General features: G+C 46.0%; 12 protein-coding genes. 5 read left to right on the top strand and 7 right to left on the bottom strand.

What is annotated here, in order from left to right; genetic code table 11:
* Positions 1-27: 27 nt before the first annotated feature.
* The 3 genes from ACO0KW_RS06635 to rarD form a co-directional block, all read right to left on the bottom strand.
* The gene (locus ACO0KW_RS06635) at positions 28-1005 is read right to left on the bottom strand and encodes a flagellar brake protein (RefSeq protein WP_423051812.1); all 978 of its coding nucleotides are present in this window, start codon (positions 1003-1005) and stop codon (positions 28-30) included.
* 174 nt (positions 1006-1179) lie between these two features.
* Positions 1180-3450 carry an Orn/Lys/Arg decarboxylase N-terminal domain-containing protein gene (locus tag ACO0KW_RS06630; RefSeq protein ID WP_423051810.1) on the bottom strand — a complete coding sequence of 757 codons (2271 nt, stop codon included), beginning with the start codon at positions 3448-3450 and terminating at the stop codon, positions 1180-1182.
* Between the two features lie 220 nt (positions 3451-3670).
* Positions 3671-4555 carry an EamA family transporter RarD gene (rarD, locus tag ACO0KW_RS06625; protein WP_423051808.1) on the bottom strand — a complete coding sequence of 295 codons (885 nt, stop codon included), beginning with the start codon at positions 4553-4555 and terminating at the stop codon, positions 3671-3673.
* Positions 4556-4750: 195 nt separating this feature from the next.
* On the opposite strand from rarD, the gene ACO0KW_RS06620 reads away from it, so the two are divergent.
* Positions 4751-5557 (top strand): zinc-dependent peptidase, encoded by an 807-nt coding sequence (locus tag ACO0KW_RS06620; RefSeq protein ID WP_423051806.1) that lies wholly within the window; start codon positions 4751-4753, stop codon positions 5555-5557.
* Between the two features lie 158 nt (positions 5558-5715).
* A complete protein-coding gene (locus ACO0KW_RS06615; protein WP_423051804.1) occupies positions 5716-6420 on the top strand; it encodes a hypothetical protein in 705 nt (234 codons plus the stop codon).
* Between the two features lie 133 nt (positions 6421-6553).
* Here the strand turns inward: ACO0KW_RS06615 and mutS are convergent, their stop codons facing one another.
* The 3 genes from mutS to ACO0KW_RS06600 all read right to left on the bottom strand — a co-directional run bounded on the left by mutS (position 6554) and on the right by ACO0KW_RS06600 (position 11698).
* Positions 6554-9193 (bottom strand): DNA mismatch repair protein MutS, encoded by a 2640-nt coding sequence (mutS, locus tag ACO0KW_RS06610; protein WP_423051802.1) that lies wholly within the window; start codon positions 9191-9193, stop codon positions 6554-6556.
* Between the two features lie 207 nt (positions 9194-9400).
* Entirely contained in the window at positions 9401-10792 is a 1392-nt protein-coding gene (locus tag ACO0KW_RS06605) for a DEAD/DEAH box helicase (RefSeq protein ID WP_423051800.1), read from the bottom strand.
* A 111-nt stretch (positions 10793-10903) separates the two neighbouring features.
* On the bottom strand, positions 10904-11698 hold the full coding sequence (locus ACO0KW_RS06600; protein ID WP_423051798.1) for an inositol monophosphatase family protein: 795 nt from the start codon (positions 11696-11698) through the stop codon (positions 10904-10906).
* Positions 11699-11874: 176 nt separating this feature from the next.
* On the opposite strand from ACO0KW_RS06600, the gene ACO0KW_RS06595 reads away from it, so the two are divergent.
* The 3 genes from ACO0KW_RS06595 (at position 11875) to purL (ending at position 19138) form a co-directional block, all read left to right on the top strand.
* Positions 11875-12642, top strand: a complete 768-nt coding sequence (locus ACO0KW_RS06595; protein ID WP_423051796.1) for an RNA methyltransferase — start codon at positions 11875-11877, stop codon at positions 12640-12642.
* Positions 12643-12852: 210 nt separating this feature from the next.
* A complete protein-coding gene (locus tag ACO0KW_RS06590; RefSeq protein WP_423051794.1) occupies positions 12853-14844 on the top strand; it encodes a type IV pilus assembly protein FimV in 1992 nt (663 codons plus the stop codon).
* A gap of 292 nt (positions 14845-15136) precedes the next feature.
* The gene (purL, locus tag ACO0KW_RS06585) at positions 15137-19138 is read left to right on the top strand and encodes a phosphoribosylformylglycinamidine synthase (protein ID WP_423051792.1); all 4002 of its coding nucleotides are present in this window, start codon (positions 15137-15139) and stop codon (positions 19136-19138) included.
* Between the two features lie 133 nt (positions 19139-19271).
* Here the strand turns inward: purL and ACO0KW_RS06580 are convergent, their stop codons facing one another.
* Positions 19272-19517: a hypothetical protein gene (locus ACO0KW_RS06580; RefSeq protein WP_423051790.1), complete on the bottom strand. Its 246-nt coding sequence runs from the start codon at positions 19515-19517 to the stop codon at positions 19272-19274.
* Positions 19518-19689: the final 172 nt, after the last annotated feature.

Genomic DNA, 19689 nt, shown 5'->3' with positions numbered 1-19689 from the left:
GAAATATTTTACAAATTGTTTCTAACTTTACTCAATTTCCGCCAAAGTTTGATGCACGAATGAGGATAAGATGATTTTTGATTGTGTAGGCATATTAACGAATTCAAATCCATAGCGAAATTCTTGAGTGTTTTCGGTTTCGACGATGGATCGTACAATAATTGGCAGGGTCAAGTAAGCATCTTCACCAGCCGTTGTGATCTTAAATTTGATTGTGCCGTTATCATTTTTCTTACCAATTTCTTGTTTTATCAATCCCGATGTGCCTCCCATACTGATGTCACTTAAGACTGCTGCGGCCGTTTGCTCTGGATTGCCTATGGTGACCGATGCGATAATTTTCACGGTTGCTCTCGAACTTTGTCGAATCGCAGTACAACGTACAAGTTTCGGATAGGATAAATGGAGGTAGGCATGTGGGGTGTACACGGATTTCAATGCAGAGGCTGTAAACGCATAGGCTTTCTTACCAGGAAAGGCACGCACGATAAAGGTTTGCCCATCACGAATAATCGCACCACGCCCGTCTATTTTTGGTGCCGTGACTAAAATAGATTGATTTTTTACAAAACCTATTAAACGTACAGTGTATCGAATACTCGCATTGTCATGAACTTGCAAGAAAAATGTCTCTCCAACATGCCAGCGAACACTATCCAAATCCAACATTACCGATTCTTTATTTAAATCAGCACCTCCCGTTGCGACGGAGTTCGTGGTCGATAGGATAGGTTCTAGCTTGGGATCAATTTTGGTTCCTGGCTGTGAAAAACTGCTAGCCTGGCTTGCTTTCGGAAGTGGAGTTTGCTCTTCAGGCACTGCGTCTGCCGGAGAATCATCGATATAACCATCTTCAATAATTAAATTGAATTCATCAATGTTGGTAATAATTGCACCAGCTTCATGCAGCATATTGCCCCAAGCATCGAAGATCGCTTTTGGTAAGGCCTGCCCAAGTTTGAGTTGTTCTTTATCGACAGGAGTTAATGCACCGAGTTGACTCATTGCTTCGCTTTACTGAGAGTAGTGGACAGCGCCAATTGTATATCGAATAGGGCGTTGCTAAAAAGAAAAACAGCCGAAAAAAAGCCGCACTTATGATTGAGTGCGGCTTTTTTTGATAAGCGTTAAGGGTTTGTGGTCCTAATCGTTCATGTCGTATAAATAACCGATGCGATATCACTCCACATTTTCTGCGCCTTGCGGTACGCAATCAACGAAGTAGCCACGCTTTCCATCAACTTCAGCTTTGACTAATCCGTGACAATCTGTCTCGAAGCCTGGGAATTGCTCATTAAATGCGCGAACAAATTTCAAATAGTCGACAATGGTTTTGTTAAATCGCTCACCTGGGATTAGCAAAGGAATTCCTGGTGGATACGGTGTTAATAAGATTGCGGTGACACGGCCTTCCAAATCGTCTATCGAGACACGTTCGATTTCACGATGCGCCATTTTGGCAAAGGCGTCTGATGGCTTCATCGCTGGTTGCATATCAGACAGATACATTTCTGTCGTCAAACGAGCCACGTCGTGTGCCTTGTAGACCTCATGAATGCTTTGGCATAAGTCACGCAAACCAGCACCTTCATAGCGCGGGTTAGCAGTCGCAAACTCTGGCAAGATACGCCACATCGGTTGATTCTTATCGTAATCATCTTTGAACTGCTGTAAGGCAGTCAATAAAGTATTCCAGCGGCCTTTGGTAATGCCGATCGTGAACATGATAAAGAAAGAATACAGGCCGCATTTCTCAATGATAACGCCGTGTTCCGCCAGATACTTGGTGACGATAGACGCTGGAATACCTGTTTCGCCAAATTTGCCTTCAAGCGATAAACCTGGCGTCACGATAGTCGCTTTGATCGGATCGAGCATGTTAAAACCCGGCGCGAGTTTGCCAAACCCATGCCAGTCGTCGTCTGCGTGGATCATCCAGTCTTCTTGTGTTCCCACACCGTTTTCGGAAAGGTCTTCTGGTCCCCAAACCTGGAACCACCAGTCTTGCCCCCATTCCTGATCAACTTTGCGCATAGCACGACGGAAGTCCAAGGCTTCCAAAATCGATTCTTCGACCAAAGCGGTACCGCCCGGTGCTTCCATCATCGCAGCCGCGATATCACAGGAGGCGATAATCGAATATTGCGGTGAAGTTGATGTGTGCATCAGATACGCTTCATTGAAGCTATCCTTATCCAGTTTCACCGTCTCAGATTCACGTACCAAAATTTGTGATGCTTGTGAGATTCCTGCCAATAATTTGTGCGTTGATTGCGTTGAAAAAATCATCGACTTCTTCGCGCGCGGTCGGTCTTTGCCAATCGCATGCATATCTTGATAGAAGCTATGGAATGTCGCGTGTGGTAACCAAGCCTCATCGAAGTGCAGTGTGTCGATTTCACCGTCCAGTAATTCTTTCAGTGTTTCAACGTTGTACAGCACACCGTCGTAGGTCGACTGGGTGATAGTCAAGATACGTGGCTTCTTATTTTTTGCTTTACGGGCAAACGGATTGGCCTCAATTTTCTTGCGTATGCTTTCCATGGAAAATTCTTCCAATGGAATCGGGCCAATAATGCCAAGGTGGTTACGGGTCGGCATCAAGAACACGGGAATCGCACCACACATGATGATTGAATGCAAAATTGATTTGTGACAGTTGCGGTCAACCACGACGATGTCGCCTGGCGCAACAGTAGAATGCCACACCATCTTGTTCGAAGTCGAGGTGCCATTGGTCACGAAATAGCAATGATCCGCATTGAAAATGCGCGCAGCATTGCGCTCAGATGCCGCTACCGGACCCGTATGGTCAAGCAATTGACCGAGCTCTTCCACCGCATTACAAACGTCAGCACGCAACATGTTTTCACCAAAAAATTGATGAAACATTTGGCCGATAGGCGATTTCAAAAACGCCACGCCACCCGAGTGACCTGGGCAGTGCCAAGAATAAGAACCATCATTTGCGTAATGAACCAGGGCGCGGAAGAACGGTGGTGCTAAACCATCTAAATAAGATTTGGCTTCGCGAATGATATGGCGCGCTACAAATTCAGGTGTGTCCTCAAACATATGAATGAAGCCATGTAACTCGCGCAAAATATCATTCGGGATATGGCGTGAAGTGCGTGTTTCACCATACAAATAAATTGGGATATCGGCATTTTTGTAGCGGATTTCCTCGACGAAGGCGCGCAAAGGTTTCAATGCGAAATCACTTTCCTCATCGGTACCCTCACCGAATTCTTCATCATCGATAGACAGAATAAAAGCCGAGGCGCGCGATTGCTGCTGGGCGAACTGAGATAAATCGCCATAGCTAGTCACACCCAAGACTTCCATGCCTTCTTTTTCCATAGCATCGGCAAGTGCACGGATGCCAAGGCCGGAAGTGTTTTCAGAACGGAAATCTTCGTCAATGATGACGATGGGGAAGCGGAATTTCATTTAGGTCTCCAAAAAGCCTGTTACGGGAGACGCCTGGGCCAGTGTGTTAAACCGCTTGCGCGCCGAAAAAATAAAGATGCGAATTTTCGCAGAAATGCCGACACAGATGTCAAAAATATTGCCCTATTTTGTGCAGAACACCCTGAAAGCCAACAAATTTCATCAGACTGTCATCGAATGCCTAAAAGTGTAAAACATTTTGCTGTTTTAAAAGCAACATTTAGCTAGCTGTGGCCTTATTCATGAAGTTGAGTCGTAGGCTATCTACAGAATAGATAAGTAAGCCAGACCAAATTCCCAGAAAACCCAATAGACGTTCTTGGCTAAATTGTTCGTGGTAAAGCCAGACCCCAATCAACAATTGAATTGTTGGTGATATGTATTGCATTAATCCTAAAGTCGCCAAGGGTATGCGCCGCGCCGCAGCCGCAAACATCAGTAATGGAACGGCCGTAATCGGACCCGCTGTTAATAACAATATCTGTGTACTGGTTGTCGCCTGCAAAAATACACTTTGTCCATGCAGCGCTAAATAGCCAAGGTAAGCGAGAGCGAAAGGAAACAAAATCATTGTTTCCAGCGACAATCCTTCCAAGGCACCTAAGGCGGCAGTCTTTCTCAGGAGACCGTACATCCCAAAAGTCGAAGCCAATATCAAAGCAATCCAAGGCGGATGCCCCGTTTGTACGCTTAACCACAGCACTCCTAGACCCGCGCAAGTAATTGCAACCCATTGCACAGTCCGCAGGCGCTCCTTGAGAAGTACAAATCCAAGAAAAACATTCACGAGAGGTGTCATGAAATAGCCAAGGCTGGCATCGACAATTCGGTCACTGTTAATCGCCCAAATATACAAAAACCAATTAGCAGAGAGCAAAACGGCGCTAGCGGCAAAACCTGCAAGTAATTTGGGCTGACGAAACACATCGTCTAACCAAGCCCATTGTTTGCGCACACTAAGTACCAAGAGTAGAAAGACCAGTGCCCATACCATGCGATGTAACAGAATTTCTATTGAAGGAATGCTTTGTAATGCTTTGAAATAAATGGGAAACAGGCCCCAAGCGGAATAGCAGGCCGCGGCGTAAATGATGCCTTTGCGCATAGTGAGACTGGTAGTGGAATTGGCAGAAGCCCCGATTATCGCAGCTTATGAATGTGCATGCTGAGGATGAGCAAAATATCGGCGATAAATAAAACGTGCTATTGAGTTCAACGATTTAATGCCCAACTGAGAATGGTATTAGCAGTAGTAATTGTTTTAATTGTTTTAATTGTTTATCTTCCAATAAGGAAAAACATGTGGTTACTTGCGCTGATTGTTCTCGCACTTATTTTTGGTTTTTTTGTATTGCCTAAGTTACGCTTGCGCTACGTATTAGCAAAAGCGTTTCCACCCGCCTATTCTAAAATCCTACGCCAAAATGTGCCCGGCTATAGTCGTATGCCGACACATTTGCAAATGCAATTAAAGCGACGCATACGCCAATTTTTGCATGAAAAAAACTTTGTCGGATGCGGTGGCCTAGAGATCGACGACGAGATTCGACTGACTATTGCGGCGCGCGCCTGTTTGCTACTGTTAAATAGGGAAATGGAGGTGTATCCAAAGCTCACCCATATTTTGGTGTATCCCAGCGCGTTCATTGCACCACGCCAGCAATTGGCGGTTGGTGGTATTGTGACACACACTAATCAAACTTTGAGTGGCGAGTCTTGGAGCGATGGGCGCGTGATATTAGCGTGGGATCAAGTTGCACACAATCCACATAATGAAGAGAGGGGACAAGACGTGGTGATTCACGAGTTTGCGCATCAGTTAGATAGTGAAGATGGCAGCGTGAATGGCGCACCAGTTTTGCCAACGACGGCTGCTTACCGTAGCTGGTCGCACGTCATGGCGCAAGAGTTTGAACGCTTGCAAAGCGCGCTTGCCCAGCATGAAGAAACATTAATTGACCCTTATGGAGCGACTAATCCAGCAGAATTTTTTGCGGTATCGAGTGAGGCATTTTTTAAAAAAAGTCATGAACTTGCGTATTACCATGCTGCCCTGTTTGAACTCCTGAGAACTTATTATCGGGTGGATCCGAGGGAGTGGACTTAGTTGTTTGAATCCATCCTGCATGTTTGTGATTTTTCTGCATAAACCGCATAATGCAAGTCCTTTTTAGGTGGGTGAATCATCGCTCGTTGTCGTATGCAGTCCCAAACAGTAGTCAAAGCGTTAGATGAAATTAAGGTGATATGTTGATAGATGATGCTATGAGAAAGCTAGGCGATGTATTGGCTTACGTATTGCCGTGTTTGTGTTTGTTTTCTTCGCCCATTATTCTGCATGCTGAAGAAGTCAAGTGCCCGAAAACACTAGCTTGGAAAGATGCTACGCATTTGCAAAGGACATCCTATAACGGCAATCTCGCGGCAAAGGCAGAATGGAAGCTATATAGCAATGCGACTTATTCAATGCTAGAGGTAGATGGCAGTATGAGTCAATTATTGCAATTGTCGAATGGGCTGAATCTGACTTTTGGCAAGCAACGACCGAGTCCAGTGGATTTCGCGTCGATCGCCAACGCGGTTGCGACGCCGATGTGGGATGCTGGTGTCATCAATTTTCTGCATTTTCCTACGCCATGCGCGTTGAAGTCTGGCGAAAGTCAGCCCTTCAATGAGCGAGATTTTATTTACTGGAAAGCTGGCGATACAAGAGCACAAGGACAGATTTTTGGTTCTGTGAAACGGCAAGGCTTGATCGTTACTTACGCGATGGAAGTCAAGCGAGGAAAGTCCGATGATCAGCTGGATAGCCTGTTTGGGACTTGGGAGTTTCAGGCTAAGCTAGAGGTATTTCCAGAGAATGCTGATGTTCAGGGCTGGCATGTATTTCGGGGAAATGACTATTTGAAAACTGTGCCTACGACAAACCGAATTACGTTGCGAGAATTACTGCTGCAAATGCAGAATTAAGTTGCGAATTCGTTCGGAAATAAATTCTGAAAAAATTTGGAAAATATTCCAAAAATTTGGTGAAGAGTGAAGTGTGAAACACGACATGGTTTTAGCATGATCGTGTTTTGGTCTGACTGTAGATTGTGTTTTATTACTGCTTCGCTAAAGCTTTCAACTTATACAAAGCGTCCAATGCTTCGCGGGGAGTCATTGCATCGGGATCGATATCATCCATCGCTAACAGTAATGCAGAATCTTCGATGATGTCGTCTTGTTCTGCGGGGGTAAAGTTTTCTGTATCTCGGTTGCCTGCGCTGCTGGCAAACAAATCAAACTGTGGTGTACTTTGTAAGGACTGTGCTTCTAAGTCAGCTAAATGTTTACGAGCCGCACGGATGACAGGTTGCGGAATTCCTGCCAGCTGTGCAACTTGAAGGCCATAACTTTGTGATGCGGGGCCCGCTTGTACCGCATGTAAGAAGACGATATTTTCTTTGTGCTCAATTGCCGACAAGTGCACATTTTCAGCGCTTGGATGAATATCTGGTAACTGTGTTAGTTCAAAATAGTGCGTCGCAAATAGGGTGTAACTTTTCGAAGCCATGATTAGATGCCTCGCAATTGCCCAAGCCAATGCAAGACCATCAAAGGTCGAAGTGCCGCGACCGACTTCATCCATCAAGACTAAAGAATTTTCTGTCGCACCATGCAAAATTGCCGCTGATTCAGTCATCTCCACCATGAAAGTAGAGCGCCCACCAGCGAGATCGTCAGCCGCACCGATACGTGTGAAAATACGATCAATCGGCCCGATAGTCGCTTGGGTCGCGGGCACATAACTACCAATATAGGCGAGCAAAGTGATCAGCGCAGTTTGGCGCATGAAGGTCGATTTACCGCCCATATTCGGGCCCGTGATTAGCAGTAATTTGCGATCTGCTGACAGTTGGCAATCGTTGGCAATAAAGCGTTCGATTTGATTTTCGACCACGGGATGACGACCTTGCAGGATATCTAAAGTTGGCTCGCTGACTAACTGCGGTGCGCACCAATTGTTTTTCATTGCATGATCCGCCAGACTCACCAGTGCATCTAGTTGTGCTATCGCGTGCGCGATGGTCTGTAATGTTTGAATATGCGGCAATAAATCTTGCAGCAGTTTTTCATATAAAACTTTTTCACGTACCAGTGCACGCTCTTGCGCCGATAAAGCTTTGTCTTCAAAGGCTTTTAATTCGGGTGTGATATAGCGCTCGGCATTTTTTAAAGTCTGGCGACGACGATAATTGTCCGGAACTTTATCTGCTTGTCCATTCGTTACTTCAATATAAAAGCCATGCACTTTATTGTATTCAACACGCAAATTCGCAATACCAGTGCGGGCGCGTTCTGAGGTTTCTAGGTCAATCAAAAATTGACCTGCATTTTCAGAGAGCGAACGTAATTCATCGAGCTCAGCATCAAAACCATTCGCGATCACGCCGCCATCGCGTACCATAGTCGCAGGCTGCGGCATCAGAGAGCGTTCCAATAAATCTAAACATTCAACCGGTGTCGCGAGATTAGTCAGTGATTGCGTTAATAATTGAGGCTCGTTATTTTTCAAGCACATCGACACATAAGTGCGAACTGTGCCCAAATGCTGAACGCCATCACGTAAGGCAGCAAGATCGCGCGGACGCGCTGAGAGCAGGGCGATACGCGTGGTAATCCGTTCAATGTCAGGTATCGACGTTAACGTGTTTGATAAACCCGTGGTCGCATCGGCTTGTAACAACGCATCAATCGCCTGATGACGACTGCGCGCGATTTGTTGCTCACGGCGTGCATGATGCAACCAGTGACGTAATAAACGAGAGCCCATCGCGGTGCGGCAATGATCTAACAAAGAAAATAAAGTAGGGGATTCTTGACCTCGCAAAGTTTCAGTTAATTCTAGATTGCGACGTGTGGCGGTATCGAGTCCGATAAACTCGTTTTCAGATTCTACGCTGAGCGAGTTAACATGCTTTAAGCCACGTCCTTGAGTCGATTCGGCATAACGCAAAAGAGCACCGGCAGCTCCTAAGGCCGCACCAAAATTTTCGACACCAAAGCCTGTCAGGGTGGAGGTTGCGAGTTGATCTTGTAAAGACTTTTGACCTTGCTTGAGGTCGAAATGCCAGTCAGGCACTTCAGAAAATTTGCCTGGTAATTCGTGTTGAAACTCTTCCAACATTAAACCACCGGCAGACACTAAAACTTCGGCCGGAGAGATACGTTCTAATTCCTGCTGCAAACGCGCTGGTAGCGATTTTTCATCGGTACTATATTCCATCAATTTTAGAGCGCCGCTGGCTAAAGACAGCCATGCTAAGCCAATGTTGACTGTTTTGCGCTGACTTATTAAACACATTGCTAAAAGAGGGCGCTCTGCTTTTTCTGGCAACAAGTCTGTATCTGTCAATGTTCCAGGTGTGATGACGCGCATCACCTTGCGCTCTACCGGGCCTTTACTTGTCGCAGGATCGCCGATTTGTTCACAAATTGCCGCTGATTCACCGATCTTCACCAATTTGGCGAGATAAGGTTCTATCGAATGAAAAGGGATGCCCGCCATTTTGATCGGCGCACCGTTTGAGGTGCCACGCTGGGTTAGCGTAATCCCCAAAATGCGTGAGACTTTTTCCGCGTCTTCAAAAAATAATTCATAAAAATCACCCATGCGATAAAACACTAAGGTATCGGGATAATCCGCTTTGATACCTAGGTATTGCTTCATCATGGGAGTGTGGGTTTCAGTGGAAGCCATATTATTTTTTGATATTTCGTGAATTGAGTGCGGGAATTTCTTAAATCTTGTTGAAATTTCTTAGGGTGCGAAATCATAGCGCAAATACCTAGTAAGACTGCGCGATTGCGATGATTTTTTTAATGTTTTGGATCCAGTAATGAAAAACGGGCAATGCTCTCGCAGTTGCCCGTTTCATCTTGCTTTTTAAGACAGCGAGACGATAAATTATGCGCCGCCGCGCCCACCGGAACGACGTGGTGTGCTTTGCTTAAATGCTGGTTTCGCGCCAGCAGGTTTTGGTCCAGCATTGCGTGCAACTGTGCTACCTGCCGCCTTCGGCGCGCCTTGTGGTCGGCTTGGCGCCTTGCTGCGATTGCCGCCTCCACCACCATTGCCACCACTGCGACCACGTCCCTGTGCAGGATTTGGAAAGCTGCGAAGTTGTATCGGCTGTGCTTTTGCGTGTGGATCTGGAATGAAACCGTCAATAATTTCTTGCGGAATCTGACGTTTGATAAATTTCTCAATATCGGCCAATAGTTTGAATTCATCGACACAAACTAAAGACACGGCTTCACCAGTTGCACCAGCGCGACCTGTACGACCGATACGGTGTACGTAATCTTCGGCAACATTTGGCAAATCGTAATTGACGACGTGTGGTAGTTGATCGATGTCGATACCGCGGGCTGCGATATCGGTAGCAACCAAGACCGTTAAACTGCCTTCTTTAAATTCCGCTAGCGCTTTGGTGCGCGCTGATTGACTCTTGTTGCCATGTATCGCCATCGCATTGATTTCATCGCGGATCAATTGTTCCACTAATTTATTCGCGCCATGTTTGGTGCGCGTGAAAACTAATACCTGAGTCCACTTATGCGTTTTGATTAAGTGCGCCAGCATCGCTTGTTTTTTATCACGATCAACCGGATGTACTTTCTGTGCGATCACTTCGACGGTCGAATTGCGGCGTGCAACTTCTATCATCGCTGGATTATTCAGTAATTTATCAGCCAGTGTTTTGATGTCGTCAGAAAAGGTCGCTGAGAATAACAAGTTCTGGCGTTTGGCTGGCAGGATCGCCAATACTTTCTTGATGTCATGAATGAAGCCCATGTCGAGCATGCGGTCTGCTTCGTCCAATACTAAGATTTCAATATGACGTAAATCGATGGTGCCTTGCTGATGATGATCGAGCAAGCGACCTGGTGTTGCGACCAAAACGTCAACACCAGTTTTGAGTAATTTGACTTGCGGATTGATGCCCACGCCGCCAAAGATGACGCCAGAATTAAGTGGCGTGTGTTTGCCATAAGTGGCAACGCTTTCTTCAACCTGTGCGGCTAATTCACGTGTGGGTGTCAAGACCAATACACGGATATTGCGGCGATCTGTTTTGTTTTTGGGTGCTGGTGCGCTACGCAATAAGCGCTCTAAGATCGGCAGAGTAAAGCCGGCAGTTTTTCCTGTGCCGGTTTGTGCGCCGGCGAGTAAGTCACCGCCTTTGATGACCGCAGGAATCGCCTGCGCTTGTATCGGTGTAGGAGTGGTGTAGCCGTGTTCGCTGACTGCGCGAACGATGGACTCGGAAAGACCGAGATCTGAAAATGTGGTCATGCTAATTTCTATATGAAACAAACTTCCCGCAGGGAGCGGCAAAGGTTTGGGTACAACTTGTTATGGCTATGCACATCACTTTCAAGTCGAATGTGATGTGCATGATCTTATTTATTTTGCAAAAGCTTGAAAGGTATTGACCATTTGGCCAAAGACTTTTGGCGTGCCTGCCAGAACATCGCCTTTGTACAGATAATCTGATTCACCAGAAAACGTACCAACAATACCTCCGGCTTCAGTTACAACTAACGAACCCGCCGCGATATCCCAAGGCGCTAAACCTTTTTCAAAGAAGCCATCTAAGCGACCCATAGCAACGTAGGCTAGATCCAGTGCAGCAGCACCTGGACGACGCAAACCCTGACACTTCTGCGTCATGATTTTGTACATTTCCATGTATTCGTCGAGACCTGCCATATCACGACCGGAGAAACCAGTACCGATCAATGCATCAGCGATCTTGTCGCATTTTGTGACACGGATACGTTTGTCGTTCAAAAATGCACCACCACCTTTAGAGGCTGTGAACATTTCATTGCGGCTAGGGTCGTAGATGACAGCTTGAGTGATGACGCCTTTTTGTTGCAGGGCGATCGAAACGCAATATTGTGGAAAACCATGGATGAAATTCGTTGTGCCATCGAGCGGGTCGATGATCCAGACGTTTTCATTGTCGTCATGCAGATTTTTGGAAGCACCTGATTCTTCAGCAAGAATCGCGTGATCAGGGTAAGCGGAAGTCAGCACCTCAATAATCGCAGCTTCGGCAGCGCGATCAACTTCAGTCACGAAATCGTTGTATTGCTTTTCACTGACTTGGACGCGGTCCACATCAAAAGAAGCACGATTAATAATAGTCGCGGCACGACGAGCGGCTTTAATTGCCGTATTGAGCATTGGGTGCATAGAGTTTCCGTTAAAATGGCGGCAGCCCAGCCTTGAGTCTGGACTAGACCAAGGTCGTGAAGATGTCGCACAAAGATGAATTAAAGAGCGGGGCGCGGTGGTTTCGCTGTGGTTTATTGATTCATTGTAAAAACAACATAAACAACAAAAATTAACGCGCAATCGCGCTATTTTAAATGAACTTAACTATTTCTGATACATCTGTTTTTAATCGCCTGCGAATTATATTGGTTGATACTAGTCATCCCGGCAATATTGGCGCGGTAGCGCGTGCTATGAAAACTATGGGATTTTCTGACTTACGCTTGGTTAATCCACGTTTTGACGATGCACTCACTCATCCTGATGCCATTGCTTTCGCAAGCGGTGCGCAAGATATTTTGGCGTCAGCTAAGGTGGTCGACAAAATTGAGGATGCTTTGGTTGATTGCCATTTCGTTGCTGCAGTGAGTGCCCGTCTGCGGGAATTTTCACCGCCTGTTATAGCACCGCGTGAATTTGCCGATAAGGTAGTGAATACTACGACGCAGCCTGTGGCTTTGGTATTTGGAAGTGAGCGTTACGGCTTACCTAACGAGATTGTCATGAATAGTAATGTATTAATCAATGTTCCGGCAAATCCTGTTTACTCCTCGTTGAATCTTGCGCAGGCTGTGCAGATTTTGGCTTACGAATGTCGTATGAGTGTGCTTGCGAATCCTTTGTATTCAGCACCAACATCGGAAATTGGTTTTCAGGGCGAGATGGCTTCGCTCGATCAAATTGATCGCATGTACCAACATTTGGAAGAGGCTCTTGTCAAAATGGATTTTCTTGATCCTCAAAACCCTAAGAAATTGATGCCGAGGCTGAAGCGACTATTTTCAAGAGCTCAACTAGAAGTCGAAGAAGTGAATATAATACGCGGAATTTCAAAGAGAATTTTGGATTTTACAAAGAAGTAAAAGAAGCTATTTCGCCAGTTTACTTATTATTTTAAAGAATAGTTTATTTGCTTAAATGCGTGCAAAAACGTCAGTTTTTGTTTAAAAATTGGCTATTTTTAAACAAATATAGAGGCAATTTGCTTTGAATCCTCATGTAAAAGAAGTAACATCGCAGATAGTTAAATTCAATCATGGCAGTATTCTTTATGTCATTCATTTACGAGTTTTATGCGTAATGCAATGTTGAATATCAATATGTATATTAGGGAACTTATTATTCGCCACTTGCGCCGATTTTTGACGATCGTTTTGCCATTTGCCTGCATGATGCCGGTAATGCTGCCTGTGTTCGCCCTCGGCTTGGGTGAGATGCGGGTACGCTCATCGCTAGGTCAATCATTGTTGGTGCATGCTGATGTAGTTGGTGGAGACACCGAATCGCTTAATCCTAGTTGCTTGCGAGCACGTATTGTCACGATGGATGGCGTTTTCATTGCTAGCGCGAATATCGTGATTCACCAAAATCAAAAAAAACGCGCATTAAGTTTTTCGACCAGGCAGGCAATCAACGAGCCTGCAATAAATTTAATTATCGATATCAATTGCGAAACGCAATTGCACAGGGAATTTTCGATCTTGCTTGATCCACCAGAAGCCTTAATTGGCGCTGCTGGCGTTGGTCGAGAGGAGTCGCCGTTCGGGAAGAGTCACGCTGAGACAGCGAAAAATTCAATTGCATCCGATTCAAATGGGTCGCGAGCGACTGAGATTCCATCTGTTTTGAAAAAAAAGAAGCATAAAACACAAAACGAGATCGTTGATTCTGTTGGAACAGTGAGCCCAGTTCTGGATGTAAGTACCCCGAAAAAAAAGACGGCAGCCAAGGCACCCGTGAAAGATGTACTAAGATTGTCTGACGATATCGCGATACCTGCACCGCCCCAAGGGCTGCGGATGAGCGATGTGCTAAGTTCAGAGACCGGACAGAAGCTAGTTGAAAATATGCAAGAGCTTAAGGCCGCGCAAGCGCGAATGGCAGCGATCTTGCGCGATGAATCTGATCTGACATCAGCTGCTTCAGCATCAATTCCTAGCGTCGCGAAGTTAGAAGATAGCGTAGAAATCGCTAGTTTGAAGCGTGAAACAGAACAGCTGCGAAAGCAAAATCAGCTTGATAAATCTGCTTTGACGTTGCTTCAAAATAAGTCAGGATTCGATTATTGGTTATTGGTTTTGGCTGCTATCGCGATTCTTGCTATTGCCGTTATATTATTTTTGCTGCTATACATTCGACGGAATCTTTCAGATAGAAATGCTACTTGGTGGGAAGGTGAAGAAGAGCTTCATGCTTCTCAACCTGAAAAAATTGAAGATGTTATCAATAATTTGCAGGCAAGTTATGATTCTAAGACTGTTCAGTCGACCAGCTCTGGACCTCTCGATAAGCGTAACAATTCGACGAATTCTACGGAGCCTCTTAAGGGGCCGGCGCAGGATTCTAACCCAGGCCAAACGCCGTTGGACAATAGCAATTTTCATCGCACACCCAGTTTAGAAGAGACAAATAGTAGTATTTTTAACTTTTTTGCTCCACGGGGTAACTCAGTTAAAGTCGAGGAAATTTCAGATGTAACGCAAGAAGCTGAATTTTGGATTTCGATGAACGATCCGCAGCGTGCGATTGAAATTCTGTCGGCACAAGAGCAACTCGAGCATCCTGATTCGCCGGTTCCATGGTTGTTCTTGCTGGATCTCTATCGGACAGTGAATGATAGATTGAAATATGATCAGTTGCGCGATCGTTTTATTGTATTTTTTAACGCCAATATTCCCGAGTATGATACTGATTTGACGCAAATTCCGGACCGTCATCTAGAAGACTTTCCTCACTTGCTTCAGAAGATCTGTGATACGTGGAATGGAAATGAAATTATTCCATTCCTCGAAAGCCTCTTGGTCGATGATAGGGAAGGTAAGCGGGCAGGTTTTGATTTGCCGGTTTATCGGGATATATTGATGCTGATGGGTATTGCGCACGAACTTGATCGAATTAAGGCGATTGAGGGCCCCGTAGTCGATCTCAAGGTGGATGTCGTTGAGTCGCAGCCACAATCGACGCCTATACAAGAGCAGGCTGTTGATCCGCTGGCAGATGCAGAGTTTGGTTCTATTGAGTTTGAAATGATCGATTTTCCCATTGGAGATCCCACTAAGAAATAAAAAAAGGAAATAAGATTTTGACTGGAATGCAATTCGAGTATGGTAGTTTTAGAGTTGTCTTTTGTGTATGTGATGAATAGAATTGATAACAAAATTTAGCGACCTTTAAGGTCGCTTTTTTTTGAAGTTTTTTTGAGAATTCGATGCTGATTCAAGATCGGGCTGGAGAGAAAACTGACATCAAGGTATAATCCTGCTTTCCGTTCCAACCCGCGATGTGTCTGTGCTCCCTCGTGATATTGCTGGCACGAGTCTCAGAAATCAGCCACTTTGCCTCAACTACATTCACGCCATGTTGATATTGCCAGGCTCTAACGCCCTGTCTGCCTTCCGTACTAAGAATTTACTATCCCGTCTGCAAGCTGTTGATGCCAATATTATTGGCGTGACTGCACGCTACGCACATTTTGTTGACGCGTCTGCACCTCTGAACGAGCTCGATGTTAATCGCTTGAAAGCACTCTTGGTTTACGGTGATGCTTTCGTGGGTAGCGAAGACGGCGACAGTTTTGTCGTGATTCCACGCTTCGGAACGATCTCGCCTTGGGCATCGAAAGCAACTGATATCACGCACAATTGCGGTATGCAGCAAATTAAACGTTTAGAGCGTGGTGTGCAGTATTTTGTGCAAGTGAAGTCAGGTTTGCTGGGGGGGGCGAAGAAGCTTGCAACCGATTCCAAGCAAGGCGTGATCGCTTTATTGCATGACCGTATGACAGAAATGGTGTTGGAAGACCTGAATGCAGCCAATGGTTTGTTCACAGAATTGAATGCTAAACCGCTTGAGCACGTTGATGTATTAGGTGGTGGTAAAGCGGCTTTAGTTGATGCAAATAGTACGCTGGGGTTGGCTTTGTCAGACGACGAAGTTGATTATTTGGTCGATGCATTCACGACGGCCAAACGTAATCCCACAGACGTTGAATTGATGATGTTTGCGCAGGCCAATAGTGAACATTGCCGCCATAAGATTTTCAATGCAGATTGGACAATCGATGGTGAGAAAAAAGATATCTCGCTATTTGGCATGATTAAGAATACGCATTTGCTGCAACCCAAAGGTACGATCGTTGCGTATAGCGATAATTCCTCCATCATGGAAGGCGCAACCGTTACCCGTTTTTACCCAAATGGAGCAGCGAACGGTAATGAATATCAAACCTCAACAGAATTGACGCACACCTTGATGAAGGTGGAAACGCATAATCACCCGACTGCGATTTCACCATTCCCGGGCGCATCGACCGGTGCCGGAGGCGAAATTCGTGATGAAGGCGCGACTGGCCGTGGTGCCAAACCGAAAGCTGGATTAACCGGATTCACGGTTTCTAATTTGAATTTGCCTGGCAATGTACAAGCCTGGGAAAACGCCAGCGATGTCTTGAGCACCAATGCGACGACACACCAATACGGAAAACCAGACCGTATCGCTTCGCCTTTGCAAATTATGATTGAAGGCCCAATTGGTGGCGCTGCATTCAGTAATGAATTTGGTCGTCCTGTGCTTGGCGGCTATTTCCGTACTTACGAACAGAATGTTGGTGGTACCGTACACGGTTACCACAAGCCAATCATGATCGCTGGCGGTATCGGCAGTATCAATGATAAACACACCAAGAAATTTGATTTGCCAGTTGGAAGCTTGTTGATCCAGCTCGGTGGCCCAGGTATGCGTATAGGTATGGGCGGCAGTGCAGCTTCGTCAATGGCGACTGGTACTAATACAGCAGATTTGGATTTTGACTCAGTACAACGTGGCAATCCAGAAATGGAACGTCGCGCGCAAGAAGTGATTAACTCTTGCTGGCAATTGGGTGACAACAACCCAATTTTGTCGATTCATGACGTTGGCGCCGGTGGTTTGTCAAATGCGTTCCCCGAAATCACGAATGATGCAAAACGCGGTGCGATTTTTGATCTGCGTAAAGTGCCGTTGGAAGAAAGCGGCATGGCACCGAAAGAAATCTGGAGTAATGAGTCGCAAGAACGCTATGTTTTGGCAATCGCTCCGGAAAGCCTACCTTTGTTTCAGTATTTTTGCGAACGTGAGCGTTGCTTGTTCGCTGTCGTAGGCACTGCAACCGAAGAGCGTCAATTGAAAGTGATTGATCCACTCAATGACAATGCGCCAGTCGATATGCCGATGAACGTATTGCTCGGTAAGCCGCCAAAAATGCATCGTGAAGTTGAACACGTTAAACGCGATTTCCCAGCGATTGATTTGACTGGTATGGATTTGAAGGTAGTCGGTGAGCGCGTATTGAGTTTGCCAACGGTCGGTGATAAATCGTTTTTGGTGACGATCGGTGATCGCTCAGTTGGCGCGATGTCAGTACGTGATCAAATGGTCGGCCCATGGCAAGTGCCAGTATCCGATTGCGCGGTGACTGCAATGAGTTTAGAAGGTCATTTAGGCGAAGCAATGTCTATGGGTGAACGTACCCCTTTGGCTGTGATTAACGCTGCCGCATCGGGTCGTATGGCAGTGGGTGAGTCAATTACAAACATCGCAGCAGCGCCGATTTCCACCATCGAAAGCATCAAACTTTCTGCAAACTGGATGGCGGCTTGTGGTCAACCTGGTCAAGATGCAGCGTTGTTTGATACGGTTAAAGCCATTGGTATGGAACTCTGTCCAGCTTTAGGCATCAGCATTCCAGTTGGTAAAGATTCTTTATCGATGCGCACCACATGGAAAGACGAGGGCGCTGACAAGTCCGTCACTTCTCCAGTGTCTTTAATCATTTCTGCATTTGCGCCAGTTTATGACATTCGCAAATGTTTGACGCCGCAGATTAAGCTCGATGCCGGCGATACGAGTTTGATCTTGATTGATCTTGGTCGTGGCAAGAATCGTTTAGGCGCATCAGCATTTGCACAAGTCATGCAGAAGCTCGGCGATCAAACACCAGACGTCGATAGTGCAGAAGACTTAAAAGGCTTTTTCGCCGCGGTTCAAGAGCTAAATCAAAATGGCAAAATTCTGTCTTACCATGATCGTTCTGATGGTGGTTTGTACGGCACTTTGTGCGAAATGGCGTTTGCTGGTCGTAGCGGTTTAGCGATTAATCTTGATATGTTGACCATGGAAAGTGAACATGCTGCGGATCAAGGCGACGCAAAAAACTGGGCAGGGCAGGTTGCTGAGCGTCGTAATGAATTAACTCTGCGTGCTTTGTTTAACGAAGAGCTTGGTGCCGTGCTTCAAGTGCGCACGGAGCAACGCAGCGAAGTAATGGATGTCTTACGTGCACATAATCTCGGTGCATGTAGCCATGAAATCGGCAAGCCAAATAATAGCGGCATCATTTCTTTCATGCGTGATGCCAAAGAAATTTACAAAGAATCTCGCAGTGCCCTACATCAAATTTGGAGCAAAACCAGCTGGCAAATCGCCCGCATGCGCGACAACCCAGCTTGTGCCGACGCAGAGTACGCACGTCTGGCGGATGAGTCCGATCCAGGTATGCAGCCGAAAATCACTTTCGACGCTCAAGACGATGTGGCCGCGCCATTTATCGTAACAGGCGTACGTCCTAAAGTGGCGATCTTGCGCGAGCAGGGTGTGAACTCGCATATCGAAACCGCGTATGTGATGCATAAAGCGGGCTTCACTGCCGTTGACGTTCACATGAGTGATTTGATCGCTGGTCGCGCTAAACTCTCCGATTACAAAGGTTTGATTGCTGTAGGTGGCTTTTCTTACGGCGACGTATTAGGTGCGGGTGAGGGCTGGGCGAAAACGATTTTGTTCAACGCCATGATGTCTGAGCAATTTTCTGAATTCTTCCACCGCAACGATACCTTCGGTATGGGTATTTGCAATGGTTGTCAGATGATGAGTAATTTGAAGTCGATTATTCCAGGTGCGACTGCTTGGCCGAAATTCACCAAGAACAAGTCCGAGCAATTTGAGGGCCGTTTCTCTATGGTTGAGATTCTGGAATCTAAATCAATATTCTTCCAAGGTATGACTGGCACGCAAACACCAATCGCTGTTGCGCACGGCGAGGGTTTTGCCGACTTCTCAACTACGGGCGATATCAATGCTGTGCAGGCGGCAATGCGCTTTGTTGATCATCGTGGTCTGGCAACGGAGGCTTATCCATATAATCCAAATGGTTCACCAAGTGGCTTGACCTCGGTCACGAATGATGATGGTCGCTTCACCGTGATGATGCCGCATGCAGAACGTGTGTTCCGCAGCGTCTTGCATTCGTGGGCACCGGAGTCCTTTGGTGAAGATTCCCCTTGGATGCGCATGTTTAGAAATGCACGAGTTTGGGTGAATTAAGTTTAGGTCGCCCAACCAAGTAAAAAACGCAGAGCTCGCTGAGAAGCGCTCTGCGTTTTTTCTATTGCCTTAAGAGTTTTCTATGGCCGAGTTTTCTATGCCAGTCTGACGCAACATGCTTCACGAAGAAAAATTATTTTTTACCTAAAGGGTCAGTTGGAGTCGCCGCACGCGGCATATTGATTAAATCATCAGATGAGACTGTTTTTACATCCGTGTTAGAGCGGGCATTCTTTTTTTGTGGGATTGTGCTACCCACGCGATACTCACGTTCTACTGCTACCTTAGCTTGATTGGGATCATCTGTTTCGACAGTTTCCACGGAGGCACAAGCGCATAAAGACAATAAAGCCAAAAGACCGCATAAGATTTTCGTCATAATTTTCACTTAATAAATATAGTAAGTTCACTCAAATTTTTACTTGTCCACAGGGAATCATCGGATGACATTAATGAAAGTCGCGTCAGAATGCATCATGTCGATGATCTACTGCATTGATCCAACTATAAATTAGATGAATCGCCTGCAAGACTATGTGGGGAATAGGTGC

This window comes from Undibacterium sp. Ji22W (assembly GCF_049340305.1).
GTDB lineage: Bacteria > Pseudomonadota > Gammaproteobacteria > Burkholderiales > Burkholderiaceae_D > Undibacterium.
The sequence above is the reverse complement of the archived record's forward strand: the minus strand, read 5'-3'. Positions and strand labels throughout refer to the sequence as shown.